This is a genomic window from Kutzneria buriramensis (assembly GCF_003387475.1).
Classification (GTDB): domain Bacteria; phylum Actinomycetota; class Actinomycetes; order Mycobacteriales; family Pseudonocardiaceae; genus Kutzneria; species Kutzneria buriramensis.
This window is the reverse complement of the sequence record NZ_QUNO01000019.1, coordinates 62,576-87,024: the sequence shown is the minus strand read 5'-3', so window position 1 is coordinate 87,024 and position 24,449 is coordinate 62,576. Positions and strand designations below refer to the sequence as shown.

Below are 24,449 nucleotides of genomic sequence, written 5' to 3'. Positions count from 1 at the left end.
ATGAGGGCACAGGACGTGATGACCAGCCCGGTCGTGACGGCGCGTCCGGACCAACCGGTCAAGGAGGTCGCGGCGCTGCTGGCCGAGCACGGGTTCACCTCCGCGCCGGTGGTCGACGACGACGGCCGCGTGGTCGGCATGGTCACCGAGGCGGACGTGCTGCGCGACCGCATCCCCGTGGACGCGCGTACACGTATCTGGGGCGACGAGGTGCCGGAGGTCCATCCGGCGCAGACCGTCGCCGAGGTGATGAGCACGCCGGCCGTGGCCATCACGCCGGGCACCGACGCCGCCGCGATCGTCCGCATGATGCTGGACGACCACGTCCGCGCGGTGCCGGTGGTCGACGGCCGCGGCGTGGTCGGCATCGTCACGCGGCGCGACCTGCTGCGCGCCATCGCCACCGACGACGCGACGGTCCTGACGGCCGTCAGGTCGCGGCTCTCCGCGTACGGCGGCGGCGACCGCTGGTCGGTGACCGTGTACGACGGCGTGGTCGAGATCGTCGACGACTTCGACGACGCCACCGACCGACACGTCGCCCAGGTCATCGCCGAGTCCGTGCCCGGGGTCGCCGAGGTGCGCGTGCGTAGCAGGGAATCGGTGCTATGACCGGCGTGCGGGCACTGCTGGCGGACGGGCGCGTTGCGCTCGTCCGCCACCTCACGCCGGCCGACACCGACGCCGTCCGTCTGCTGCACCAGGGCCTGCCCGAGAAGGACACCTACCTGCGCTTCTTCACCCTCCGGCCGCCTCGACTGGAGACCTTCGCCGCCCACCTGACCTCGGAAGACGTCCGGCACGCCACGCTCGGCGCGTACGTCGACGGCGTGCTCACCGGCGTCGCCACGTACGAGGTCGTCGCCGACCCCGCCGAGGCCGAGGTCGCGCTGGCCGTGGACCACCGGCAGCAGGCGCACGGCGTCGGCACGCTGCTGCTGGAGCACCTCGCGTCGCTGGCCCGGCAGCACGGTGTGCGGCGCTTCGTCGCGGACGTGCTGGCGGAGAACACCGGCATGCTGCGGGTGTTCCACGACTTCGGGCTGCCGTGTCAGGTCGACAGCAACGGCTCCGAGGTGCGTGTCGTGCTGCCCCTCGACCCGGACGACCGGTACCTGGACACGGTCACGGACCGGGAGGTTCACGCCGACATCGCCAGCCTGACCCGGCTGCTGCGCCCGCGCAGCCTCGCCGTCGTGGGTGCCGGCCGCACCGCCGGCACGATCGGCCACGCCATCCTCGGACGGCTGGTCGACGCCGGTTTCAGCGGTCGGCTCATGGCCGTGAATCCGCATGCCGGCGACATCGGCGGCGTCCCCTGCTATCCATCGGTGATGGAGCTGCCGGCGGTTCCCGACCTCGTCGTGGTCGCTGTGCCGGCCGGATCGGTTCCGTCCGTGCTGGCCGACTGCGCGGCCCGCAAGGTGCCGGCGGTGGTCGTCATCACCTCGGGCATCACCGGCGACGAAGCGCTGCACGGCGAGGTGCTGAAGGCCGTGCGCGGTGGTGGCTTCCGCATGGTGGGGCCGAACTGCCTCGGCATCGTGAACACGGATCCGCGGATCCGGTTGGACGCCTCGTTCTCCGACCGGCCGGCGGCCGCCGGCGACGTCGGCGTGGTCACGCAGTCCGGCGGCGCCGGCATCGCGCTGGTCGACCAGCTCGCCGCGGCCGGCCTCGGAGTGTCCACAATGGTCTCAACCGGCGACAAGTACGACGTCAGCGGCAACGACATGCTGCGGTGGTGGGAGTTCGACGACGCCACCAGGGTGGCGGTGCTCTACCTGGAGTCCTTCGGCAACCCCCGCAAGTTCGTACGGCTGGCACGGCGACTCGGCCGGCACAAGCCGGTCGTCGCACTGCGCACCGGAACCAGCGAAGTCGCCCGCCGCGCCGCCGCCTCGCACACCGCCGCCAGCGCCACGCCCGCCGTCACGCGGGACGCCTTGTACCGGCAGGCCGGCGTCATCGTGGTCGACACACTCACCGACCTCACCGCCACGGTTTCGTTGCTGAGCAAGCAGTCCGTGCCTCGCGGCCTCCGCACTCTCGTTCTGACGAATGCCGGTGGCGGCGGCGTCCTCGCCGCCGACGCCTGTGCGCACGAAGGTCTGCACGTCGTGCCGCCGTCGCCGGCGCTGCACAGCGCCTTCAGCCGCCTGTTGCCGGCCACCGCAAGCCTGGGCAATCCCGTCGACACAACCGCCGCCGTCTCCGCGGACACGTTCGCCCGCTGCCTGCGTGCCGCACTGGACGATTCGGAGGTCGACGCCGTCCTCGCGATCACCGTGCCGACCGCGCTCGGCGACCCGTCGGCCGACATCGCCGACGCCGTGGCGAAGGCCCGCGCGCACGGTCGCGAGGCGCCAGTGGTAGCCGTGGACCTCACTCAGCGGGAAAACCTGCGCCTGGTCGGCGACGCGATTCCCAGCTTCGCCGAACCCTCGGTCGCGGTGGCCGCCCTTGCGCGCGCCGCGCATTACGGCCAGTGGCTGCGCCGCGTCCCGGGCATCGTGCCCGCGCTGTCCGGCATCAACACCCGTGCCGCCCGTGAGATCGTCGACAGTTTCCTCGCCGAACATGACGGTGGAGGCTGGCTGCCCGCTCCCGACGTGACGAAACTGTTGTCCCACTTCGGGATCCCGACGCTCGACGTCGTCCCGGCGGCCGACGAGGAGGCGGCCGTCGCCGCGTTCCGCGCCCAGCTCGGGCCCGTCGCACTCAAGGCGGTCGCGCGGGGTCTGCTGCACAAGAGCGCCGGCGGCGGCGTCACCCTCGGCATCACCACCGAGTCCGAGCTGCGCGGCCGGGCGCGGGCGATGCGCGAGCACTTCGGCGACGACCTACTTGGCTACCTCGTGCAGCCCATGGCCACCGCCGGCCGGGAACTCCTGGTCGGCGTCGTCGGCGACGCCTCCTTCGGGCCGCTGGTCGTGTTCGGCCTCGGCGGCACCGACACCGACGTCGTCGACAAGCGCGTCAGCTGTCTCGTGCCGGTCACCGACGTCGACAGCCACGAGCTGCTGCGCAGCCTCCCCGCGCCCAGGGCCCTGGCCGGTGTCGACGTGGACGCCGTCGCCGCCACGGTCATGCGCGTGGGTCGGCTCGCCGAGCTGCTGCCGGAGGTCGCGGAGATGGACCTCAACCCGCTCATCGCGTACGAGACCGGCTGTGTGGTCGCCGACGCGCGGATCCTGCTCCGACCCGTCACCCCCACCGACACCGCGCTGCGGGCACTTCGGGTGTAGGGACGCCGACCGAAAGCTCCTCGGGCCTCGGTCCGGGGAGCTTCGTCCTGTGGCGATCAGTCCGGCACCGCAGTGACCCGCCGTCCGGTGATCGAGCCGATCGCGATGCGGATCAGGTGGTCGCGGCCACCGACCCACGACCGTGGCGCGACCTCCGCAGCCTCGGCGACCTCGGCGGGATGGTCGACCACGGCGGAACGGCCGATGACGACCACGCTCCAGCCCTTGCCGTTGTCGAGGTCGATGTCGTCCGCCTCGAATGCCACGACAGCGTTGCGGGTGGCGGCGGCGAGCTTGCTGCCGGCGCCGGTGCGTATCAACAGCGACCCGTCCCACACCGAGAAGTTCACCGGCAGCACCGCCGGCAGCGCCTGGTCTGTGAACACGATCCGACCGAACGACACGGTCTTCACCAGGGCCAGGCACTCGGCGCGGTCCAGGACCTCGAGGCCGGCGGCGTCGAACATGGTTTCTCCACTCTCCTACTACGGACATGGCTGTGTGGCCAGAGCCGAGGCCCTGGCCACACAGGTGGTGGTGCTTGCTCGCCCGTCACCGCAGCCACGGGTTGTTGCGCACGACGGCAAGCCGCTCCCACTGCCGGCCCAACCCCCACGTCACGCCGGCGCCGAACAGCGCGGCGACGATCAGCACCAGGGCGAAGATGATGTGGTAGTCGATCAGCGGGTTGGTCGAGCCGCTGGGCTTGCCGGCGGCGGTGGTCGTGCTCAGCGGCCACTCGGCGGCCCACATCAGCACCAGCAGGATCGTGCCGGCGATCGCGGACAGCCGCAGCGCCACGCCGAGCGTGACGGCGACGCCGATGCCCAGCAGCGCCAGCATGAACAGCCAGTCGGCCCACGCGGCGCCGGCCCAGGCGTGGAACATCGACTGGAACGGGCCGACGGCGACGTTGCCCAGGAAGCCCTTGGTGGGCGAGCCGCCGCTCAGCCACGACTTCGCGGCGGGAGTCGCGTAGCCGAGCCCGAACAGCTTGTCCACGAAGGCCCACACGAAGATCAGGCCGACGGCGATGCGCAGCACGGCCAGCCACTGCATGGCGGCCGGCCGGACGCTCACGGGCGCCGGACTCGCGGCAGGACGCTCCTTGACGGACATGGTCTCCTCCTCAGTTCAGTGTTTCCTCGGTCTGCCTTGCCATCTCCAGGTCCTCGCGGGCCGGCGTCACGGTCGGCGCGACACCGAGGAACTCCAGGCCGACGGTCAGCTCGTCGAGCAGGCCGGGCTGGTGCTCCGCGACGCCGCCGGTGAGGACCAGCGCGTCCAGTCGTGGCAAGGAGGTTCGGGCGGCCGCGATCTCGCGACGCAGCCGGTGCAGGTAGACGCGGACGGCGAGATCCGCGTCGACACAACCCTGCGCGCGGGCGGCGAGCACCTCGCGCAGGTCTCCGCCGGCGCCGGACAGGCCGGCGAGTCCACTGTGGTGATTCAGGCCGTCGGCGAGCGCGTCCAACGGCATCTCCCCCGCAAGATGCAGCAGCAGGCCAGGATCCAGCGCGCCGGGGCGCGTAGCCATCGGCACGCCGTCCAGCGGCGTGAAGCCCATCGAGGTGTCGACGCTGTGTCCACCGCTGATCGCGGTGACGGAGACGCCGGAGCCGAGGTGGCAGCAGATCATCGCCACATCGCGTGCACTCCGCCCCAGCGTCTCCGCTGTCGCGCGCAGCGCGTTGGCGCACGACAGTCCGTGGAATCCGTACCGCCGGACCCCGTACTTGCGGGTCCACTCCGCCGGGATCGCGTAGGTCGACGCGGCCGCCGGCAGGCTCGTGTGGAAGCTGGTGTCGAAGCAGGCCACCAGCGGCACGTCCGGCCACCACGTCCGCAGCGCCCGAGCCAGCAGCAGCGATCGCGGCTGGTGGATCGGCGCCAGCGGGACGAGTGCCCGCAGGCTTGCCTCCGCCTTGGCGTCCAGCAGGACCGGGCCGGTGCGGTCGCCGCCGTGCACGAAGCGCAACGCGATCGCGTCCACCGGGCCGACCGCCTCGACGGCGCCCGGATCGGGCAGGCCGTCCCAATCCGGCACCGACCACTCGCCGATCGCCGCGCCACCGTCCACAACGGACACCTTGAGACTGGACGATCCCGGGTTGACGGTCAGCACGCGGGTCACGGCGTCCACCTCCAGTCACGGATCTCCGGCAGGTCCTCGCCGGTCCGGCGGATGTGGTCGTGATGCACGGCGAGCCGATCCAGCAACTGCTGGCGGACGTGCCCGAGCCGGCCGGCGACCCGCGGCACGCGCTCCAGCGCGGCCAGCGCAAGGTGGTAGCGGTCCAGCTCGTTCAGCACGCACATGTCGAACGGCGTCGTGGTGGTGCCGTTCTCGTGGAAGCCGTGGACGTGCATGTCGTCGTGCCCGGGCCGGCGGTAGGTCAGCCGGTGCACCAGCCAGGGATAGCCGTGGTACGCGAAGATCGCAGGTGCGTCGGTGAAGATCTCCCGGTACGCCGTGTCGCCGATGCCGTGCGGGTGCTGCTCCGGCGGGGCCAGCCGGGCCAGATCCACCACGTTCACCACGCGGATCCGCAGGTCCGGCACGAACTCCAGCAGCACCTTGACCGCCGCCAGCGTCTCCTGCGTCGGCACGTCGCCGGCACATGCCATCACGACGTCGGTGTCGCCGTCGGCGTCGGTGCTGGCCCAGCGCCACACGCCAAGTCCCTGCTCGCAGTGGGCGGCCGCAGCGTCGGCGTCGAGGTACTGCAACGCCGGCTGCTTGCCGGAGACGATCACGTTGACCAGGCCGTGGCTGCGCAGGCAGTGGTCGGCGACGCTGAGCAGGCAGTTGGCGTCCGGCGGCAGGTAGACGCGGACGACCTCGGGCCGCTTGTTCAGCACGTGGTCGACGAAGCCGGGATCCTGGTGGGATGCGCCGTTGTGGTCCTGCCGCCACACGTGCGAGGTGAGCAGGTAGTTCAGGCTGGGAATCGGCCTGCGCCAAGGGATTTTGGCGGCGGTGTGCAGCCACTTGGCGTGCTGGGCGACCATCGAGTCCACCACGTGCGCGAACGCCTCGTAGCTGGACAGCAGGCCGTGGCGGCCGGTCAGCAGGTAGCCCTCCAGCCAGCCCTGGCACAGGTGCTCGGAGAGCACCTCCAGCACCCGGCCGTTCGGCGAGAGGTGGTCGTCGCCCGGCTCGATGGCCAGCTGCCAGCGCCGGCCGGTGACCTCGAAAACCGCGTCCAGACGGTTGGAGGCGTGCTCATCGGGGGCGAACAGCAGCAGGTTGTTCGGGTTCAGCTCGACGGCGTCGCGAAGGTACTGCCCCAGCAGCCGGGTGGATTCCGCCGTCACGACGCCCGGCGCGGGCACCGCCGCCGCGTGCTCGGCGGGATCCGGCAGCTTCAGGTCGCGCTGAACCTGGCCAAGCGTAATGGGTTTCGCGCTGATCCGGTCCGTCCCCAGTGGACGGTGGTCACGGATCATCGGCACCGGCGCGCCGTTCGCCTCGAACAGCTCCTCCGGACGGTAGGACAGCATCCACTGCTCCAGGCACGCGAGGTGGTGCGCGTCCTCGCGGACCGCCGCGAACGGCACCTGGTGCGAGCGCCAGCTGCCCTCGACCTGCTTGCCGTCGATGTCGTGCGGACCGGTCCAGCCCTTCGGCGTGCGGAGCACGATCATCGGCCACTTGCGGTCCCTGCCACCGTAGCCGCGGCGGGCGGCGGCCTGGATCTCCTGGATGCCCAGCACGCACTTCTCCAGCGCGTCGGCGTAGGCCTCGTGCACCTCGTCCGGGTCGCTGCCGCCGACCTCCATCGGCCGCCAACCGTGTCCGATCAGCAGCGAGTTCAACTCGTGGCGGTGCATCCGCGCCAGCAGCGTCGGATTGGCGATCTTGTAGCCGTTCAGGTGCAGGATCGGCAGCACCGCGCCGTCCCGCTCGGGCGAGAGGAAGGACGTGGCGTGCCAACTGGTCGCCAGCGGGCCGGTCTCGGCCTCGCCGTCGCCGATCACGCACGCCGCGATCAGGCCGGGGTTGTCCAGCGCGGCGCCGGTGGCGTGGGCCAGCGAGTAGCCGAGCTCGCCGCCCTCGTGGACGGAGCCGGGCAGGTGCGCCGAGGCGTGGCTGGGCACGCCGCCGGGGAAGGAGAACTGCCGGAACAGGCGGCGCATGCCGTCCAGGTCCTGGGAGATCTCCGGGTAGCACTCGGAGTACGTGCCCTCCAGCCAGGCCGCCGCGTTCAGGCCGGCCGCGCCGTGGCCGGGGCCGGTCACCAGCATCAGGTCCAGCTTGTGCCGCATGATCATGCGCGACAGGTGGGCATAGGTCAGGGTCAGGCCGGGCACCGTTCCCCAGTGCCCCAGCAGGCGCGGCTTGACGTGCCTGGGCTGCAACGGCTCCCGCAGCAGCGGGTTGTCCAGCAGGTAGATCTGTCCGACGGACAGGTAGTTGGCCGCGCGCCACCACGCGTCCAGACGCTGCATCCAGCGCGTCGCCGGCTGCCGCTCGATCGAGCCTGCGGTGATCATCGATGCTCCCGTGGTCGCTGCTCTCGATTCGGCGACCACAGTCGCCCATCGCGACCGTTCCCGGCCGCAGGCGGCGGACTCTCAGGCATGGGGTCTTTAGGCCCCGTGCGGGCCTTACGACGGTCCCTGTCGCAGGTCAGCGGGGTGCGCGACGGTGGACGCACACCCGAGGAGGTCCCGATGCTCGCCGCCACGTCCCTGCCCGCCCCGCGAACGCCCGAGACCCGCGCCGCCGAGGTGGTGACAGTGGGCGCCGACGGCTCGTACTGGGGCGGCATGGCCGTCGACTGGGCCGCCCAGCACGCCTGGCTGCGCGGCGCGTCCCTGCGGGTGGTACGGGCGCAGGACGACGTGCCCTCGGACGTCCCCGCCGACCTCGGCCTCAGCCACGCCCACCGGCTCTACCCGCTGCTGCCGATCACCTGTCACGTCGCCGGCGACACGCCGGTCGTCGACCTCACCGCCGCCAGCGCCGACAGCGCCCTGCTCGTGCTCGGCTGCCGTGGCCACCGCCGCTTCGGCCTCGGCGAGCTCGTCGTCCCGACGCTCGCGGCCGCCAGGTGCGACGTGGTCGTCGTCCGCGGCACCCCCATGTCGGTGCGCGGCGAGTACCACATCGTCACTGCCATGATCAGCGGTGGCGACGCCGACACCGCGGTGCTTCGCCGGGCCGCGGAGTTCGCCGCCTCCCACCGGGCCCGGCTGCGGGTCGTCCACGCGGCGCCGGACGAGCTCTGGCCCAGTCGCCAGCCCGAGGACGTGCTGCACATCGCCGAACTCCAGCTCAAGGCGCTCGGGGCGCCCACGCGAGTCACGTTCACGCTGGCGCGGCGTCTACCGCACGAGGCGCTCGAGGATCCCGGCCACACCGACCTCCTGGTGGTGGCCCGGGGTCACTCCGCACGGCACGCCCTGGGACCTGTCACCCGCGCTGCGCTGTACCACTCCCCCAGTCCGGTGCTCGTCGTTCGACGGTGATCGACGAAGTCGATCGCGCTCATCGCAAATCCCTTGTGCAGTGCGGGAATCGGCGGTGTGGCCGGCTTGGCCGCCCCCGATAGCGTGGCGGCTCCGCCGTCGCGTGCTGTCCGTCGGACAAGGGATGTCACGCATGAGGATGACCGCACCGCTCACCGCCGTCGCGCTCGGGGCATTGCTGCTCGGCGCACCGTCGGCGACCGCCGCACCCGCCAAGGCCGCCTGCTCGCCGGTCGCCTACCTCGGCAAGCAGATCTGCCTCACCGTCACGTCGAGCACCGTCACGGCGACGCTGACCGTCGACTCCGGCGGACGCGGCTGGTACGGCCAGGTCGAGATCGACGGTCCGCACGGCAAGCTGCTGCGCACCGGCGACCACGGGCTCGGCGCGCCGGCAACCTGGTCCAACAGCCACGCGACGGACGGGGCCGGCAGGTACTGTGCGATCGACTGGCGGTGGGACGTCTACCACGACACGTACTTCACGGAGGCCAGTGTCTGCCTGACGGTCTAGCGGCTCTTACCGCATTCTCACCGTCGCCACATCGAGCGCTCACCCGACTACGCAATGGTGATCACCGACGATTCCCGGTCGATCACGAAGGAAGTCATGAGCACCCTCAACGGCCTGCCCGCCCACATCCTGCTCGTGCACGTCATCGTCGTGTTGCTGCCGCTGAGCTCCCTGCTGCTGGTAGTGACCGCGATCTGGGCCAAGGCTAGGCGCAGGCTGGCCGGCGCGAACGCGATCCTGGCGGTGTTCGTGTGGATCATGGTGCCGGTCACGACCAACGCCGGCGAGTGGCTGGAACGGCGTGTCCCCAGCACGGATCTGCTGCGCACGCACACCGAACTGGGCGACACGGCGCTGTTCGTGGCGATCCCGGTGGCCCTGCTCGCCATCGTCGTGTGGTGGCGCCAGCGGGAAAGCGTCGCCGCACAGCAGGCCGCGACGTCCGATGTGGACGAGCCGACCGGCGGCGGCACCACGACCATGACCAAGACGGCCACGCGTCGCCGGACGTTCCTGGCGCCCGCGTCCACCGCCGTCACGACGGTGGTCGCGGTGCTGGCCGTGCTGGCCGCCGGCGGCGCCTGCTACCAGATCTACCGCATCGGCGACTCGGGCGCCCAGGCGAGCTGGCAGGGCAAGTTCAGCTCCGACCCCGCGCCGCGCCCGGGCCACTGACCGCGGTGTCCGAAGAGGACATCCAGGCGGGGCCCGGCGCCGGCTGGGCGCCGTGGCGGCATTATGGTGCCGTGCCGTACCGAGTGCTGGTCGCCGACGACGACCGGGCCATCCGTGAGTCGCTGCTGCGCGCGCTGGAGCTGGAGGGCTACGAGGTCGTCGTGGTGAGCGACGGCGTCGACGCGCTGGCCACCGCGCGCCGCGAGCGGTTCGACGTGCTCATCCTGGACGTGATGATGCCGTCCGTGGACGGGCTGGGCGTGTGCCGGGTGCTGCGCGCGGACGGTGACGGCACTCCGATCATGATGCTGACCGCCCGGGTGGAGACCTCCGACCGGGTCGCCGGGCTCGACGCCGGCGCGGACGACTACCTGCCCAAACCGTTCGAACTGGACGAGTTGCTCGCCCGCCTGCGGGCGCTGCTGCGACGGGCCGCGCCGGACACCGCGGGCGGCCCGGTCCAGCGCCTTCGGCTGGACCGGCTCACGGTCGATCCCGGGGCCCGGCGGGTGTGGTGGCTGGACACCGAGATCACCCTGTCCAAGACCGAGTTCGACCTGCTGGAACTGCTGGTCCGCAACGCCGGCATCGTGCTGGACCGGGCCACCATCTACCGCCGCATCTGGGGCTACGAGTTCGGCCCGGAGTCGAAGAACCTCGCCGTCTACATCGGCTACCTGCGGCGCAAGCTCGAGGACGCCGGGGCGACCGGCCTGATCCACACCGTCCGCGGCGTCGGCTATTCGGTGCGGTCTGCATGAACCTCTCGGCCCGGCTCGCGCTCACGTTCGCCGCCGTCGGCGCGGCGGTGTCGGTGCTGGTCGGCGCGTTCAGCTACGAGACCGCCTCCGACCAGATCCACCAGGAGCTCGACCGGACGCTGCTGGACACGGCCGCGGAGATCGCCGCCGGCGAGACCGCCGTGCTCGCCCCGAATCCGGCGATCACCGGCGCGGACAACACGCACGACCAGGCCCAGCCGATGGTCGCCCAGCTGATCCATCCGGACGGCAGCGTCCAAGCCATCGGCGGACGCCTGGTCGCGCTGCCGGTCACCCAGGACGATCGGGACCTGGCCGCGAGGGGAAGGCCCGGCGACCACCGGTACGACGACGCCACCGTGAGCCCCGACGACTACCGCGTCGTCACCGTCGCCCAACATCCCGGCGACGGCGCCCTCCAGCTGGGCATCGACGTCGACCAGACGCGAGTCGTGCTGGCGGCGCTGGCCGTGCGCATCGCCCTGGTCAGCGGGCTGGTGCTGGTGGTCGCGGCGGCGGTCGGCTGGTTCATCGCCCGCCGCGTCACGCGCCGGCTGGTGCGGCTGACCGCGCTGGCCGAGCAGGTCAGCGCCAGCGGCCGACTCGACGTCGAGGTGCCGGTGGACGGCCGCGACGAGGTCGGCCGCCTCGCGGCCACGTTCGACGCCATGCTGAGTCGGCTGGCCACCTCCCGTGACGACCAGGAGCGGCTGGTCCAGGACGCCGCCCACGAGCTGCGCACGCCGCTGACCAGCCTGCGCACCAACGCCCGCGTCCTGCGCCGCTTCGCCGAGCTCGACCCGGACGCGCGGGAGCGGCTGCTCGAGGACGTCGACGGCGAGACTCGTGAGCTGACCCACGTGGTGGACGAGCTGGTCGAGCTGGCCACCCGCCGCTACGAGGAGGAGCCGCCGGAGCCGGTGGACCTGGCCGAGGTCGTCACCCGCGCCGCGGACCGGGTGCGGCGACGGTCCGGACGCGAGATCCACGTCGACACCGAGCCGGTCCGCCTGCTCGGACGCGCCCGCGCGCTGGAGCGGGCGGTGATGAACCTGCTGGAGAACGCCGTGAAGTTCGACCGCACCGGGCCGGTCGAGGTCGTGCTGCGCGGCGGACGGGTCGAGGTCCGCGATCACGGGCCGGGCATCGCCGAGGCCGACCTGGCGCGTGTGTTCGACCGGTTCTACCGCGCAGACACCGCCCGCGCCCTGCCCGGGTCAGGGCTGGGCCTGGCGATCGTCCGGCAGGTCGCGCTCGCGCACGGTGGCGACGTCGTCGCCGCCCGTCGACCCGGCGGCGGCGCGGTGGTGGGATTCACGGTCGCCGAGGAGCGGCTCTCACCGGACTCTTAACAACTCCACGCTCGGCCCTCACCCTGTGCGGGCAGTGTGGCGGGAAACCGACCCGGGAGCCCCGTTGACCGCCACCCTCCGCAGCCGCACCCCGATCAGGCCGAGGCTGCCGCGACCCGCCCGCCAGTGGTGGCGTGACGTGTCGGGCCTGACCGCCTGGTTCAGCGTCCTGTTCGTGGTGGCGCTGTGGGTGTCCGGCCGCGGCGTGCAGAATCTCGCGACCGATCCGCTGACCACGCTGGGCCGGCTGACCGGCCTCGTGTCCGCCGACCTGTTGCTGCTCCAGGTGCTGCTGATGGCGCGGATCCCGTGGGTGGAACGCAGTTACGGCCAGGACGAGCTGGCCCGCCGGCACCGGCTCGTCGGGTTCGGCTCGGTGAACCTGATGCTCGCGCATGTGGTGCTCATCAGCCTCGGCTACGCCGCCGATGACCGCAGCGGGCTGCTGGGCGAGGTGTGGGACCTGGTCACCACCTATCCCGGCATGCTGCTGGCCACCGCCGGGACTGTGGCGCTGATCCTCGTCGCGGTGACGTCGATACGGGCGGCCCGCCGCAAGCTGCGGTACGAGTCGTGGCACCTGCTGCACCTCTACGCGTACCTCGGCGTGGGGTTGGCATTGCCGCACCAGTTGTGGACCGGCGCGGACTTCACCGCCTCGCCGGTCGCGACCGTGTTCTGGTGGACGGCCTACGCGCTGGCCGCCGGCGCGATGCTGATCTGGAGGGTGGGAGTTCCCGTCACGCGCAACCTGCGCCACCGCATGGTCGTCGACGGCGTCGTCCAGGAGGCGCCCGACGTGGTGTCGGTGTACTTGCGCGGGCGCGACCTGGCACAGCTTCCGGTGGCGGCCGGGCAGTTCTTCGTGTGGCGGTTCCTCGACGGCCCGGGTTTCACGCGCGGCCACCCGTTCTCGCTCTCGGCCGCGCCCGACGGCGTCCGCCTGCGGATCACGGCGAAGAACCTCGGCGAGGGCAGCGCCCGCCTCGCCCGGCTCCGTCCGGGCATGCGAGCGCTGTTCGAAGGGCCGTACGGACGGCTCGGCTCCGTCCGCCGTGGTCCGAAAGTCACGCTGATCGCCGCCGGGGTCGGCATCACCCCGTTGCGGGCGCTCCTGGAGGCGATGCCGTATCGACGGGGCGACGCGGTGCTGCTCTATCGAGCCGGTTCCGCCGAGGACCTGGTGTTCCGCAAGGAACTCGACGCGATCGCCGCGCACCGCGGCATCCGGCTCGCCTACCTGCTCGGGCCTCGGCCTCGCGGTCGCACTTCGTGGCTGCCGGACCGCTACCAGGGCGCGTCCGACCCACATGTGTTGCGGCGCTTGGTTCCGGACATCGCCGAGCACGACGTCTACGTGTGCGGCCCCGAGGAATGGACCGCCGCCGTCATGGCCTCGGCCGAGGCCGTCGGCGTCGAGCGCAACCGCATCCACACCGAAAGCTTTGCCTGGTAGGAGGAAAGCATGACCAGGATCGCCGTGATCTTCGCGGCCACCGTGTCGGTGTTGGTGCTGCTGTTCAGCTATCGCACCAGCACTCACCCGGACGCCCTGGGCGCCACCGGTCCCCGCAATCAGGTGCCGGCCGGCTCGTCGGTGCCGAACACCACCGCCGCCCCGACGACGTCGAGCGGCACGCCGCCGGCCACCAACAGCGCGAGCGGCACGTACGACGGCGGCGCCGCCGACACCCCGTACGGGCCCGTGCAGGTCCGGATCACGGTGTCCGGCGGTCGGATCACCAGCGCCGAAACCGTGCAGGCGCCCAACGAGAGCCGTCGCGACGTCGAGATCAACGACGCCGCCGTGCCCCAGCTGGTGCAGGAGACCTTGCAGGCGCAGAGCGCCCAGATCGACACCGTCAGCGGCGCCACCTACACCTCCGAGGGCTACATACAGTCGCTCCAGTCCGCCATCGACGCCTCCCACCGGTGACCGGCCGGGTGGTCACGGGCCGGTCACCGGGATTCCTTTGTCAGGCCGATGATGGGACGGGTTCGGCGATCCGACGCGACCACACCCGGGCCAGCGCGAAACGGCCGGGACCGGTGAACACCACGATGAGCAGCGCCCAGCAGAACAACGCCGCCGCCTCGCCGCCGTTCTGGATCGGCCACAGGCCGTGGGGTGCGTGCACGGTGAAATAGGCGAAGGCCATCGAACCCGAGCCCAGCAGCGCGGCGGGCCTGGTCGCGACGCCGACGCACACCAGCGTGCCGCACACCAACTGGATGAGCGCGGCCCACCAGCCGGGCCACACGCCGACCGGGGACGGGTGCGAGCCGAACAGGCCGAAGATGGTCTTCAGTCCGTGACAGGCGAACAAAAGTCCGATCACGATGCGATACAGCCCGATCAGGTGCTCACGGGCGGGTTCCAGACGATGCATGTGCCCTCCGGGTCACTACGAGCGGGCGCGCGCGGGCGCCCACGGGCAGGGAAATGCACGGCGGCAGAAACCGTTTTCTCCCGGCAGGGGCCAACTTCCGGAGAGAAACGGCGCGGTCAGGTATACCGTGCCGGGGGTATCCGTGCACCCCTCGAAAGTTGCCCGTCGGCGAGTTCTCACCGTTCTCTTACCGGACATTCCCGCGAGATCACGAACCGGATCGCCCGAGCGGTCCAGCGTCGCGGGACCGTCTGTCGTCCGGTAATGCGAAGACTCCCCGATCGGATGCAAGTTTCTTTCTCCGCCGGCCGACCCGCCCGCCGGGTACGACGTCTACCTCGGCTACGCCGACACCCTCCGCCCGGCGCCGACCAACTTCCCGACGCCGTTCGACACCGGCGACGGCGTCGTCAACGAAAGCCTGCCGGGCAGCGCTTCGCTCGACGGCGGGGCGATCCGGATCGCGAACGCCACTGCCGCCAACGAGAACGTCGACTACGTGACTGTCTCATTTGGACCGTCCGTCTTCGACCTGTGGCCGCACACCGTCGCCGTGTCGTTCGGCGGCCAGCTCGTCCTCGGCCCGACGGCGACCGGCGGCGGTGACGGCTGCACGCGCGGCGTCACCACCGGCCCGCCTTGTCGTCGACGCTGACCAACGCCACCAGCGGCACCCCGTTGCCCGGCAAGAGCGTCACCATGTCGCTTGGTTCCGGCAGCACCGCCCAGAGCTGCACCGCGGTCACCAATGCCGCCGGGACCGCGGCCTGCTCCATCAACCCGGTCACCGTCGGGCTGGGACCGCGGCCGGTCACCGACAGCTTCGCCGGTGACGACGCCGACCTGCCGTCCGACAACGCCCAGCACGCCATCGTGTACGCCTACAGCCAGGGCGGCTCGTTCGTGGTCGGCGACCGCAGCGCGACCGGCGCGGTGACGTTCTGCGGCACCCAGTGGTGGTGGACCGCCAACTCCCTCAGCGGCGGATCCGCGCCGGCCAGCTTCAAGGGCTTCAAGGACACGTCGGCCGGCACACTTCCGTCGTACATGGCGGTCCTCGTGTCCAGCCACATCACGAAGTCGGGGCCGGTCATCGCCGGTGACACCGTGCACGTCGTCATCGTCAAGACCGACCCGGGGCTACCAGCCGAACCCCGGACACCCGGGCACCGGCACCGTGGTGGCCACGATCTGCTGACCGCCGAGTGGGGTGACGGGACGCAGTCCTGTCACCCCACCGGCAACGCGCTAGCCCTGCTCGCGGTCCTGGGCTCCGACCAGGCTCCGAGCGGCGCCGAGCGAGTCGAGCTGCTGACGGGCACGGTCGGCGTCCTCGGTGCGGCCCAACTGGCGGTACAGCTCCAGCGCCTCCAGCCACACCGCCCGGGCCTCGTCGTGCTGGCCGAGAGCGACGTGCGGCTGCCCGAGGTTCTCCAGGGTCTTGGCGAATTCGGCGGTGTGGCTGAGGGTGCGGGCGAAGGTCAGGGCGAGCCGGTAGTGCTCGATGGCATCGCGGTGGCGACCGGTGTGGTGGGCGATGTAGCCGAGGGCGCGCTGGTTGTCGGCGGCGACATCGGGGGTGCTGTCGGGGTCGAGCCGGACGGCGTGCTGGCAGTGCTGCCGCGCGGCGTCGTAGTCGCCGACGCGGGCGAGGCGCCAGCCGACCTGGGCGTGCGCGGTGGCCTGCCAGACCGGGCGGTCGAGGGTCCGGAAGAAGTCGAGGGCCCGGACGGCGTGCTCCAGGGCGCGCTGGTCGTCGCCGCGCACGCCCCAGGCCCACGAGAGCTGGTGGTGGGCATAGGCTTGCTCGGCGACGACCTGGTGGTGCTCGGCCAACGCGAGGGCCTCGTGGAGGTGCTCGATCGCCTCGTGATGGCGCCCCATCATGCCGTAGGCGACGCCGAGACGTCGTTTCGTACGAGCGAGATCGGCCGGATCGGTGAGATGCTCGACGGCGTTCGCCGCGGCCTGCCACGCCGCGAGATCCTCGTGGCGGTATCCCCGTCTGAGCCAGAAGGTCCCCACCTGCCAGGCAAGCTGCCAGATGGCGTCGGACCAGCGCAGGGCGATGGCGGCGTGCTGGGCGGCAAGGAGATTGGCGTGTTCGGCGTAGAACCAGTCCAACGCCGCCGCGTGGTCGCGCGGCGGCGCGGGCGAGATGCCGGGCGCGTGGGAGACGGGCGGGACGAGGGAACGGTGCGGGGCCAGCAGGCGGTCGGCGGCGTGGGCGGTGTGGATGTAGTGGTCGAGCAGCCGCCGCAGCGCCGCTTCCCGTTCCGTGGCAGCAATGCCTTGCAAGGCCGTGTCGACGGCGTAGCGCCGGACGATGTCGTGCATCACGTAGCGCCCACCCGGCCGCCGATGCAGGAGCGAGGCTTCCTCGAGCGCTCGGAGCACGGTCCGGGCCTGCTGCACCGGCAGCGCCGTGAGGCCGGCCGCGGCCGGCAGATCGATGTGGGTGCCGGGCGCGACGCCCAGGAGCCCGAACGTGGTGCGCTGCTCGGCGGTCAGCGCCCGCACCGAGCAGGCCATGACCGCGGACGGGCTGTTGTCCGGATCGTCGTCGAGGTCGGACTCGTGCAGTTCGGCGGCGAATTCCGCCAGCGGAATGTGCGGGCGCGCCAGGGCGCGGGCGGACATGATGGCCAACGCCAAGGGGTACCGGCCGCACAGCGCGGCCAGTTCCGCGACGGCTTCGGGTTCGGCGGCGAGCCGCTCGGCGCCCAACCGCCGAGCGAGCATGGCGTAGGTCTCGTCCTCGGTGAGCAGTCCCAGGGACAGGTGATGGGCCCCGTGCCGGTGCAGCAGCGAGGTGAGGATATTTCTGCTGGTCACGAGCACGGTGCAGCCGGAGGTGCCGGGCAGCAGCGGGACGACCTGCTCGCCGGTCGCGGCGTTGTCCAGCACGATCAGCATGCGCTTGTCGGCGACGTGGCTGCGGTACAGCGCGCTGTGCTCCTCCAGGCCGCCGGTCATGCGGGCGGGGTCGACGCCCAGACCGTGCAGGAAGCCACGCACGGCCGTCAACGGGTCGAGTGGGTCGCTGTCCGGGCTGAACCCGCGGAGGTCGACGAACAGCTGACCGTCGGGAAAGCGGTCGAGATGGCGGTGGGCCCAGCGCAGCGCCAGCGACGTCTTGCCGATCCCGCCGGCCCCGGAGATCACGGCGATCCTGACCTCGGAGTCCATGAACCGGGCCAGGTCGGTCAGTTCCGGGTCGCGGCCGGTGAACCAGGCCGGGGCGGCGGGCAGTTGGCGTGAGGGCGCCGGCTCCGCCGAAGCCGCAGGTCGGGGGCCCAGCAGCTCGTCGCGGTCGGTCTGATCGAGGCCCAGCGCCTCGGCGAGCAGTCGCAACGAGTCGAGCTTGGGGTTCCTGTTGCTGCCGCTCTCCAATCCCCGAATCGTTCGCACCGACAATCCGGATCGCTCAGCCAATTCCTCCTGGGTCATCCTCGCCCGTAGTCGCAGCCGTCGCAGCACCGAATCGTGCTCCCCCACACCGCCCCCTCGGTCGCCGTGACGCCAGGCACCCGAACCGGCAGCAAGCTGCCGGTTCGGGTGCCTGGCGTCGCCCTCGGTACCCCCTGACGATAGTGGTCCGCCCGTCAGATGAAAGGACTACACATGTCCCTGTCGTCCCGCTTCGCCCGGCTCACGTTCGGGATGGTCGCCGTGGCCGCCCCGGTCGCGGTCCCGGCCGCTTAAGGCGCCTCCATCATCGCCTGGTATCCCACTGTGTTGTTGGGGTTGTCGTACGGGGGCGTGCAGTCGCCGCCACCGGAGAAGACGCTCCATCCGATACCGCCGCCGATCCCCAGCACCCGGGCCACCCACGCCGGCACCTCGATCGGGCCGGTCAAGACGCTCCAGAAGATCGCGTTGGCGCCGCTGCACAGCGCACCGTTCCAGGAGAAGCCGCCCGACCGCCGGTAGCTGACGAACCTCGCGTTGTAGTGCGGCGAAAGGGAGACGTCGCCCATGAAGCGCGCGACGTGCCGGACGATGAAGTGCGCGTGCGGGCGGCTGTACCGCGCCCGGCTGTAGTGGCGCGCTCGGACGTGGTAGCGCGCTCGGACGTGCCGGGTGTAGCGATGCCGGACGACGCGGTGGCGGCGGTCGCCGTTGAGGTCGGTGGCGTTGATCGGGTCGGCGGAGACGTAGTCGTAGTCGTTGGCGCTGCCGCCTTCGACCGGATCGACCTGGAGGAAGCGGCCGAGGACCGGGCTGTAGACGCGGGCACCCATCTGGACCAGATCGAGGGCCCCGGCATGCTCGTACGCGCGCTGGTGCTGCCCGAGCCAGCCGTAGTCCATCTTGCCGGGCGAGTTGTCCGGCACGTTCTGTGGGTCGACGGCGCCGGCGGCGGTGAGCGGCTGCCCGAACGGGTCGTACGTGCGCAGGTCGCCTTGCTGCGTCCCGGTGTTCGTGGCGGTGAGCACCAGGTCGCCCCGGACCGACGGGTAGTCCCACGTGGACGCGGCGTTCTGGCTCGTCAGCACGACCCCGCCGGGCAGAGCCGTCGTGACGGAGAGCAGACGCTTGGCGCCGTCGTAGGTGACAGCGGCGGAATCCCCGCTGCCGGTGTATCCGTAGAGGACGGTTCCGGGCGAATCGCCGTCGCGGCGCACGATGCGGTCGGTGGCGTCGCGGGTGTAGGAGATGGCCGCGTTCTTGGCGGGATCACCGCTGGTGCTGGTGGCCAGGATGTTGCGGTCGGCGCTGTCGAATCCGAGGCGCGTGGTGACGTCGCCGCTGGTGTACGCGGTCGTGTTGCCGTGCGTGTCGTAGCCGATGCCGGTCATCGACGTCGCGCCCTGGACGGCGAGGAGCCGGTCGGCGGCGTCGTAGCAGTAGTTGGTGACGGCGGTGCCGCTGCCGGTCTGGTCGAGCAACCGCATCCGGTTGGTGTTCAAGCCCGCGTTGGCCTGGGTACCGGCCGGGCAGCTGGCGGCCGCGGCGGATGTGAAGTCGTAGGTGTAGTGGTGTCCTGTCACGTACGCCTCGGTGAGCCGTCCCGCGGCGTCGTAGGAGTAGTTGGCGCCAGCCGGGTTCGGGTCGGTGCCGCCGAGTGACTCGTCGGTGACGGTGCCGGCCCGGGTCCGTGTGACGGTCGAGGCGATCTGGTGGTTGTCGCTGGTGGTCCAGGTCAGGCCGGTGGTCTCGCCGGCCGCGTTCTTGGCGATGGCGCTGAGTTTGGTGCCGTTGGCGTAGGTGACGGTGGCGAGTTCGCCGGCGGCGTCGTAGCCGCTGGTCGCCAGCACCTGGTTGTCCTTCTTCACGGAGACCTGCCGGCCGGCGTCGTCGTAGGTGTAGCTCAGGGTCGTGGTGCCGTCGGCGGCGTTGGCGAACGCCGTGATCTGGCTGCCGACACGGCCGGCCTGGTCGTAGCTGGTGGTGGTCCTGGTGCCGTGGGTGTCGGTGTAGGCGACGGTGCGACCGAGCAGGTCCACCGTGGTGGTGACGGTGCCGGCCGGGTCGGTGACGGAGGTGGTGAGGGGGTCGCCGCCGACGGCGTAGTTGGTGGTGACGGTGCGGGCGCCGGTGGCGGAGTTGGCCGGGTAGGTGGCCTGCGTCACGCGGTCACGGGCGTCGTATGTGGTGCAGACCCAGTCGCCCGACGTGGCCTTGGCGACCACGCGGCCGGAGGCGTCGTAGACGTGTTCGTCCGTGCGCGCACCTCCGGTCGCCGGTGTGCTGGACGTCGTCAGCTTCGGCAGGCCGCCCTGGTTGACGGCGGGGCTGCCGGCGACACAGGGATTGGCTCGCGTTTCGGTGTCGCCGTAGTAGGCGTAGCTCACCTGGGCGCCGGTGGGCATGGTCTTGCTGGTCTTGCGCAGGTAGCCGGTGCCGACGGGCTCGTATCCGATGCCGCTGGCCAGCTTCAGGCCGTTCGGATCGGTCACCGCGCTGCTCGCCAGGCCGTAGGCCGCGTCCAGTCCGTTCTGGCCGTACTGGGTGCCGGTCGCCTTGTCCGGGACGCCGTCGGACTCGGACGTCGTGCTGGAGGTGCTCAGGCCGTAGCGCGGCCGCAGCTGCGTGCCGGGCACCGGCTGCTGCGTCCCGGACGGCGTGGTCCAGTCCAGCTCGAGCTGCGCGGTCAGGTCGAACTCGTAGTACTCGATGCGGATGCGTTTCGCCTGGCCGGGCGCGTCGCTGTGGACGACGGCCTGGCGCCACTTGGGCGTGGTGTTGATCCAGTCGTCGATCACCAGCTGGTCGTCCACCCACATCCGGACGCCGTCGTCGGCGAGCAGGCGCAGGGTGTAGTCGCCCGCGGCGGGGAAGGCGATGTCGCCGGTCGCCCGCAGGGAGAAGTGGTCCGCGGGGATGCCGGCGGTGGGCGCCGCGCTCCCCCAGTTCTCCACGAACGAGCCGTCCGCGGTGCCGAGGCCGGTGGTGTACACCTTCGGCGCGCCGTTGAACTGGTCGTTGTCGTACCAGGACACGGCGAGCCCGTTGACGTTCTCGTCGTAGCCGGTGTGGGTGTGCGGCACCGTGCCGGTGCACGCGGCGGTCGGGTTCTGGCCGCTGAAGCACGAGGCCGGGGCCGGCCCGTAGGTGTCGGCGGGCCGGTCGGCGTAGTCGTAGACCGTGGTCGAGACCCGGCCGGCGGCGTCGGTCGAGGTCAGCTCCTGGTCCTTGACGTTCCAGGTGGTGCTGGTGGCCCGGCCGGTCGCGTCGGTGGTGGACAGGGCCCGGTCGGCGTCGTCGTAGGTGACCTTCGAGGAGAAGCCGATCGCGGGGCTGAGGCCGGCGACGTCGACGAAGGTCTGGCGGTTGGCCGGGTCGTAGCGGTAGCCCTTGCCGGGCCGCGGCTGGCCGATGGCCGGCACGGCCGAGCTGACGCCGGTGGCCTTCGGCTTGGCGGCGGTGTCGTAGGAAATGGTCGTCGTCAGGTCGCCGGCGTTGGCCGTGCGGTTGGCCGGGTCGGCGGCGATCCAGTCGTTGTCGAGCGGGTCACGGGTGCCGACGAGCAGGCCCTGGGCGTTGTAGCCGTAGTCGGTGATCTCCGAGCCCGGATCCTCGATCCGGCCCAGGCTCAGGGTTCCCGTGCCGGTGTACCAGAGGCGCGTCTCGGTCCCGTCCCAGTAGCTGATCCGGCACAGCATCTGCGACGGCGGCAGCGCGGCGGCACCCGGGGGTGGGGTCACGCCGCCGTAGCAGTCGTCACCGGGTCGGTTGTAGTGCAGCACGTGGGACCGCTGCGCGACGGGGTCCTTGATCTCCCGCAGCCGGGACGGGGTGCCGTCGTAGAGGTACTGAAGCGTGGCCGGCTTGCGGCTGTCGAGCACGCTGGTCTGGGTGTCGAGCTTGCCGTCGGGTCGGAAGACGTACACCTCGGTGCCCTCGCTGAGGGTGACCTTGCCGGCCGTGTCCAGGGCGATCGTGCCGCCCTCGTTGTCCGGTGCGGTGTAGCCGCCGGTGCTCTTCTTGGTCCAGGTGTGCTTGGCTCCGGTGGCGTCGGTCAGGACGATGTTCTGGTCGGTGACCTTGGCCTCGGTGTAGCTCGAGCCGTCGCCGTCCAGATCGGCCGACAGCGTCCAGCCCTGCGGGAGCACCGGCAGGTCGGAGGTGAACAGCCAGTCGGCGGGCACGATCTGCGGGGCGACGGTGGTGTTGTCGGTGGTCCGGACGAACAGGCGCATCTTCGCCGCGCCGGTGGCCTCCGCGTTCTCCACCTTGATCGGGACCCGCTGCCCCGCGGTGAGGGAGACGTTGACGGCCTGGGTCCAGTTCAGGTCGCTCGGGGTGTTGACCTCGTAGACCTTGGCGTTGTCGATCCACACGGTGGCGCCGTCGTCGTGCACGCCCGCGAACTGGTACGTGCCGGTGGCCGGCGCCTGGAAGAAACCCTCCCAGCGGGCGACGAACCAGTCGGCCGGCAGCGCCGGCGGGAACGGTGAGTCCGTGCCCCAGTCGACGTCGACCTGGGGCTCGGTGCGCACGAGGACGGGCTGCTGGGCGTCGTTGATGATGCCGTTGTGGGACAGGTCGACGAAGTAGGACGCCCGCAGCCCCTTGTTCTCGACCTGCTGGGAGTTGTACGTGAACGACAGGCCGGCGTTGCCGCCGACGGTGGTGAACGACGGAGTCTGCTCGGCGGTGGACACGTTGCCGTTGGCCAGGTTGACGGTGACCGGTCCGGCGGTGTCGACGGGCGAGGGGCCGTGGTCGCCGATGCGCTGATCGATCTTGAAGTGGCCGATCCAGGACGGTGTGACCGTGGTGGCGCCGCTGTAGGTCATCGCCTGCCACGTGTAGGCGACGCCGTCCTGGAGGACACCGGCCGGGACGGTCCAGGTCGGCGTGGGCAGGCAGCCCGACTCGACGACGACACCGGACTTCGCGTCGGCGCCGGTGGCGATGCGGAAGCAGTACTTGACCGGGTCACCGTCGGGGTCGCTGACCGGGTTCACCGACAACGTCGGCGTCAGCGACGTCGACACCGTGCCGTCGGCCGGTCCGACCAGCGTGGCCGCCGGCGCCGGGGAACCGGTGTCGACGGTGAGCGTGGCGTTGAGGTTCTTGTACGTCCAGGTGCCGGGGTTCTCCGCGCCGATCAGCATGAACGACACGTTGGCGTCGCGGGCGTTCACCCGGTCACGCAGGAAGTTCGTCAGTGCCGGGCCGGAGAACGTGCCGACGTCGCCGACCAGGGCGCTGACCAGGTAGTCGCCGACGCCGTCGAAGTTGTTGTCCGACGCGTGGGTCAGGTTCGCGTTCCAGGTCCTGACCGAGCCGTTCACGCTCGTGTTGCGGGTGACGTCCACAGTCGCGCCGACGACCGTCTTGCCCCACAGCGGCGAGTAGTCGAAGTGCGCCACCGAGCGGTTGTAGGTGTCGCCGTTGGCCTGGCTGTTGCCGATCCGCAGGCCGCAGTCGTTGCAGTTGTAGCCGTCCGACCGGAACGCGAAGGAGTACTGCACGCCGTAGGTGACCGTCGGGTCGACGAAGACCGGGTACACCCGCTTCGGATCGCGCAGCCACTTCGGGTCGACCTTGACGGTCAGCCACCAGTCCGAGCCCGCCCGGTCCAGGGCGTAGGCGCCGCCCGTCATCGCCGGCGCCGTCTCGCCCTTGCCCGCGGAGTCCCAGGTCTCGATCGGCGGCAGCACGATCTTCGCCGCGCCGGCCTGGTCGGCCAGGGTGATCGAGCCGTTGGACTCGAGCTTCGGGGTCAGACCGCCGGTGGTGAGCTTGAACCGCCACGACGAACGCCCGTCAGCCGGCGCCCGCTTGAGCTTGATGGTCTCCTTGACCGCGCCCGGCGTGACCTCGTAGTCCAGGTCCGTGCCGGCCGCGACGTCGGCGTAGGTGACCGAGTCGCCCTTCACCGTTGCGGTGGACGGCGCGGCCTGGTCGAGCGCCAAGCCCGCGGTGTGGCCGCCGGACGCGACCTTCAGGACGGTGGCGTCGTTGGCCTTGGTCGCCAGCGACGGGCTCAGCGGGTGGTGGTCCGTGCCGGCACGGCGCGTCGTCGTGTCCGTGGTCAGCGCCGTCTGGATCGCTTGCCAGTGACCGGCTTCGTCCTGCACGTTCAGCGGCTGGGTCGACTGCCGCACCGAGTGCGTGCCGTCCGGATTGACGTACTCGGTGCTGAACATCGACCGCAACACCGGCTTCGACCGCTGCGGATCGAAGTGCGACCCGGCCCCGCCGTCCAACCGGCTCTGTGCCGTGAAATCGGCCTTCGACGGCGCCTGCGGCGCGACCGGGGCCGTCGGCGCGGACGGGAGCAGGCCGACGTCACGAGCGTTGATCGGCTTCGGCGCCACCGCCGCGTGGGGCGGTGCGGCGGCCGCGTCCACCCCGCCGACCAGCAGCGCCGCGACCACGATCAGCGGCACAGCCCTGACCCTTCGGGTCCAAAGGGCATGCGAAAAGCGCAGCACGACAGGTTCTCCCCCCTGTGACACGGCCTGCGGACGGCCCGCTGGACAGCCGTCTCACCGCGGGCAGACCCTAGCCCGAACCACCTTGCAGAAACCTTGCATGCACCTTGAACGACCGGCTCGGCGTCCTTCGGATGTCGG

General features: G+C 71.3%; 18 protein-coding genes. 9 read left to right on the top strand and 9 right to left on the bottom strand.

Features of this window, described 5'->3' with window-relative positions:
• Nucleotides 1–612, top strand: coding sequence for a CBS domain-containing protein (locus tag BCF44_RS42575; protein ID WP_116180336.1), 612 nt, complete (start codon nt 1–3; stop codon nt 610–612).
• Nucleotides 609–3,248 carry a bifunctional acetate--CoA ligase family protein/GNAT family N-acetyltransferase gene (locus tag BCF44_RS42570; protein WP_116180199.1) on the top strand — a complete coding sequence of 880 codons (2,640 nt, stop codon included), beginning with the start codon at nt 609–611 and terminating at the stop codon, nt 3,246–3,248. The genes BCF44_RS42575 and BCF44_RS42570 overlap by 4 nt, the downstream gene beginning before the upstream one ends.
• A gap of 56 nt (nt 3,249–3,304) precedes the next feature.
• Here BCF44_RS42570 and BCF44_RS42565 read toward each other — a convergent pair whose 3' ends face one another.
• From BCF44_RS42565 to BCF44_RS42550, 4 genes are all read right to left on the bottom strand, one after another.
• Nucleotides 3,305–3,715, bottom strand: a complete 411-nt coding sequence (locus tag BCF44_RS42565) for a pyridoxamine 5'-phosphate oxidase family protein (RefSeq protein ID WP_116180198.1) — start codon at nt 3,713–3,715, stop codon at nt 3,305–3,307.
• Nucleotides 3,716–3,800: 85 nt separating this feature from the next.
• Nucleotides 3,801–4,367, bottom strand: a complete 567-nt coding sequence (locus BCF44_RS42560; protein WP_116180197.1) for a DoxX family membrane protein — start codon at nt 4,365–4,367, stop codon at nt 3,801–3,803.
• Between the two features lie 10 nt (nt 4,368–4,377).
• Nucleotides 4,378–5,382 (bottom strand): acetate/propionate family kinase, encoded by a 1,005-nt coding sequence (locus BCF44_RS42555; protein ID WP_116180335.1) that lies wholly within the window; start codon nt 5,380–5,382, stop codon nt 4,378–4,380.
• A complete protein-coding gene (locus BCF44_RS42550) occupies nt 5,379–7,745 on the bottom strand; it encodes a phosphoketolase family protein (RefSeq protein WP_116180196.1) in 2,367 nt (788 codons plus the stop codon). The genes BCF44_RS42555 and BCF44_RS42550 overlap by 4 nt, the downstream gene beginning before the upstream one ends.
• Nucleotides 7,746–7,925: 180 nt before the next feature.
• Here BCF44_RS42550 and BCF44_RS42545 point away from each other — a divergent pair, with 180 nt between their 5' ends.
• The 7 genes from BCF44_RS42545 to BCF44_RS42515 all read left to right on the top strand — a co-directional run bounded on the left by BCF44_RS42545 (nt 7,926) and on the right by BCF44_RS42515 (nt 13,961).
• The gene (locus BCF44_RS42545) at nt 7,926–8,723 is read left to right on the top strand and encodes a universal stress protein (RefSeq protein WP_116180195.1); all 798 of its coding nucleotides are present in this window, start codon (nt 7,926–7,928) and stop codon (nt 8,721–8,723) included.
• Nucleotides 8,724–8,856: 133 nt separating this feature from the next.
• Complete coding sequence (locus BCF44_RS42540) at nt 8,857–9,237, top strand: hypothetical protein (RefSeq protein WP_147328846.1); 381 nt, start codon at nt 8,857–8,859, stop codon at nt 9,235–9,237.
• Nucleotides 9,238–9,333: 96 nt separating this feature from the next.
• On the top strand, nt 9,334–9,912 hold the full coding sequence (locus BCF44_RS42535; RefSeq protein ID WP_116180334.1) for a DUF2231 domain-containing protein: 579 nt from the start codon (nt 9,334–9,336) through the stop codon (nt 9,910–9,912).
• A 71-nt stretch (nt 9,913–9,983) separates the two neighbouring features.
• A complete protein-coding gene (locus BCF44_RS42530) occupies nt 9,984–10,673 on the top strand; it encodes a response regulator transcription factor (RefSeq protein ID WP_170218056.1) in 690 nt (229 codons plus the stop codon).
• Entirely contained in the window at nt 10,670–12,025 is a 1,356-nt protein-coding gene (locus BCF44_RS42525) for a sensor histidine kinase (protein WP_116180193.1), read from the top strand. The genes BCF44_RS42530 and BCF44_RS42525 overlap by 4 nt, the downstream gene beginning before the upstream one ends.
• A 64-nt stretch (nt 12,026–12,089) precedes the next feature.
• Nucleotides 12,090–13,481 (top strand): ferredoxin reductase family protein, encoded by a 1,392-nt coding sequence (locus BCF44_RS42520; RefSeq protein ID WP_116180332.1) that lies wholly within the window; start codon nt 12,090–12,092, stop codon nt 13,479–13,481.
• A gap of 9 nt (nt 13,482–13,490) precedes the next feature.
• Complete coding sequence (locus tag BCF44_RS42515; protein ID WP_116180192.1) at nt 13,491–13,961, top strand: FMN-binding protein; 471 nt, start codon at nt 13,491–13,493, stop codon at nt 13,959–13,961.
• Between the two features lie 40 nt (nt 13,962–14,001).
• Here BCF44_RS42515 and BCF44_RS42510 read toward each other — a convergent pair whose 3' ends face one another.
• The 5 genes from BCF44_RS42510 to BCF44_RS58790 all read right to left on the bottom strand — a co-directional run bounded on the left by BCF44_RS42510 (nt 14,002) and on the right by BCF44_RS58790 (nt 24,020).
• Nucleotides 14,002–14,415, bottom strand: coding sequence for a DoxX family protein (locus tag BCF44_RS42510; RefSeq protein WP_116180191.1), 414 nt, complete (start codon nt 14,413–14,415; stop codon nt 14,002–14,004).
• 623 nt (nt 14,416–15,038) lie between these two features.
• Complete coding sequence (locus tag BCF44_RS42505; RefSeq protein WP_116180190.1) at nt 15,039–15,287, bottom strand: hypothetical protein; 249 nt, start codon at nt 15,285–15,287, stop codon at nt 15,039–15,041.
• 9 nt (nt 15,288–15,296) lie between these two features.
• On the bottom strand, nt 15,297–15,509 hold the full coding sequence (locus tag BCF44_RS42500) for a hypothetical protein (protein ID WP_116180189.1): 213 nt from the start codon (nt 15,507–15,509) through the stop codon (nt 15,297–15,299).
• 154 nt (nt 15,510–15,663) lie between these two features.
• Entirely contained in the window at nt 15,664–17,895 is a 2,232-nt protein-coding gene (locus BCF44_RS42495; RefSeq protein ID WP_281283215.1) for an ATP-binding protein, read from the bottom strand.
• A gap of 221 nt (nt 17,896–18,116) precedes the next feature.
• A complete protein-coding gene (locus tag BCF44_RS58790) occupies nt 18,117–24,020 on the bottom strand; it encodes a PA14 domain-containing protein (protein ID WP_379798476.1) in 5,904 nt (1,967 codons plus the stop codon).
• Between the last annotated feature and the right edge of the window lie 429 nt (nt 24,021–24,449).

Bases quoted from the DNA above. Each gene is read 5' to 3' on its own strand.
- BCF44_RS42510 (WP_116180191.1), bottom strand. From the start codon at position 14,415: ATGCATCGTCTGGAACCCGCCCGTGAGCACCTGATCGGGCTGTATCGC.
- BCF44_RS42545 (WP_116180195.1), top strand. From the start codon at position 7,926: ATGCTCGCCGCCACGTCCCTGCCCGCCCCGCGAACGCCCGAGACCCGC.
- BCF44_RS42565 (WP_116180198.1), bottom strand. From the start codon at position 3,715: ATGTTCGACGCCGCCGGCCTCGAGGTCCTGGACCGCGCCGAGTGCCTG.
- BCF44_RS42560 (WP_116180197.1), bottom strand. From the start codon at position 4,367: ATGTCCGTCAAGGAGCGTCCTGCCGCGAGTCCGGCGCCCGTGAGCGTC.
- BCF44_RS42500 (WP_116180189.1), bottom strand. From the start codon at position 15,509: ATGACCGGCCCCGACTTCGTGATGTGGCTGGACACGAGGACCGCCATG.
- BCF44_RS42515 (WP_116180192.1), top strand. From the start codon at position 13,491: ATGACCAGGATCGCCGTGATCTTCGCGGCCACCGTGTCGGTGTTGGTG.
- BCF44_RS58790 (WP_379798476.1), bottom strand. From the start codon at position 24,020: ATGTTCAGCACCGAGTACGTCAATCCGGACGGCACGCACTCGGTGCGG.
- BCF44_RS42575 (WP_116180336.1), top strand. From the start codon at position 1: ATGAGGGCACAGGACGTGATGACCAGCCCGGTCGTGACGGCGCGTCCG.
- BCF44_RS42540 (WP_147328846.1), top strand. From the start codon at position 8,857: ATGAGGATGACCGCACCGCTCACCGCCGTCGCGCTCGGGGCATTGCTG.
- BCF44_RS42550 (WP_116180196.1), bottom strand. From the start codon at position 7,745: ATGATCACCGCAGGCTCGATCGAGCGGCAGCCGGCGACGCGCTGGATG.
- BCF44_RS42525 (WP_116180193.1), top strand. From the start codon at position 10,670: ATGAACCTCTCGGCCCGGCTCGCGCTCACGTTCGCCGCCGTCGGCGCG.
- BCF44_RS42570 (WP_116180199.1), top strand. From the start codon at position 609: ATGACCGGCGTGCGGGCACTGCTGGCGGACGGGCGCGTTGCGCTCGTC.
- BCF44_RS42505 (WP_116180190.1), bottom strand. From the start codon at position 15,287: ATGGCGTGCTGGGCGTTGTCGGACGGCAGGTCGGCGTCGTCACCGGCG.
- BCF44_RS42535 (WP_116180334.1), top strand. From the start codon at position 9,334: ATGAGCACCCTCAACGGCCTGCCCGCCCACATCCTGCTCGTGCACGTC.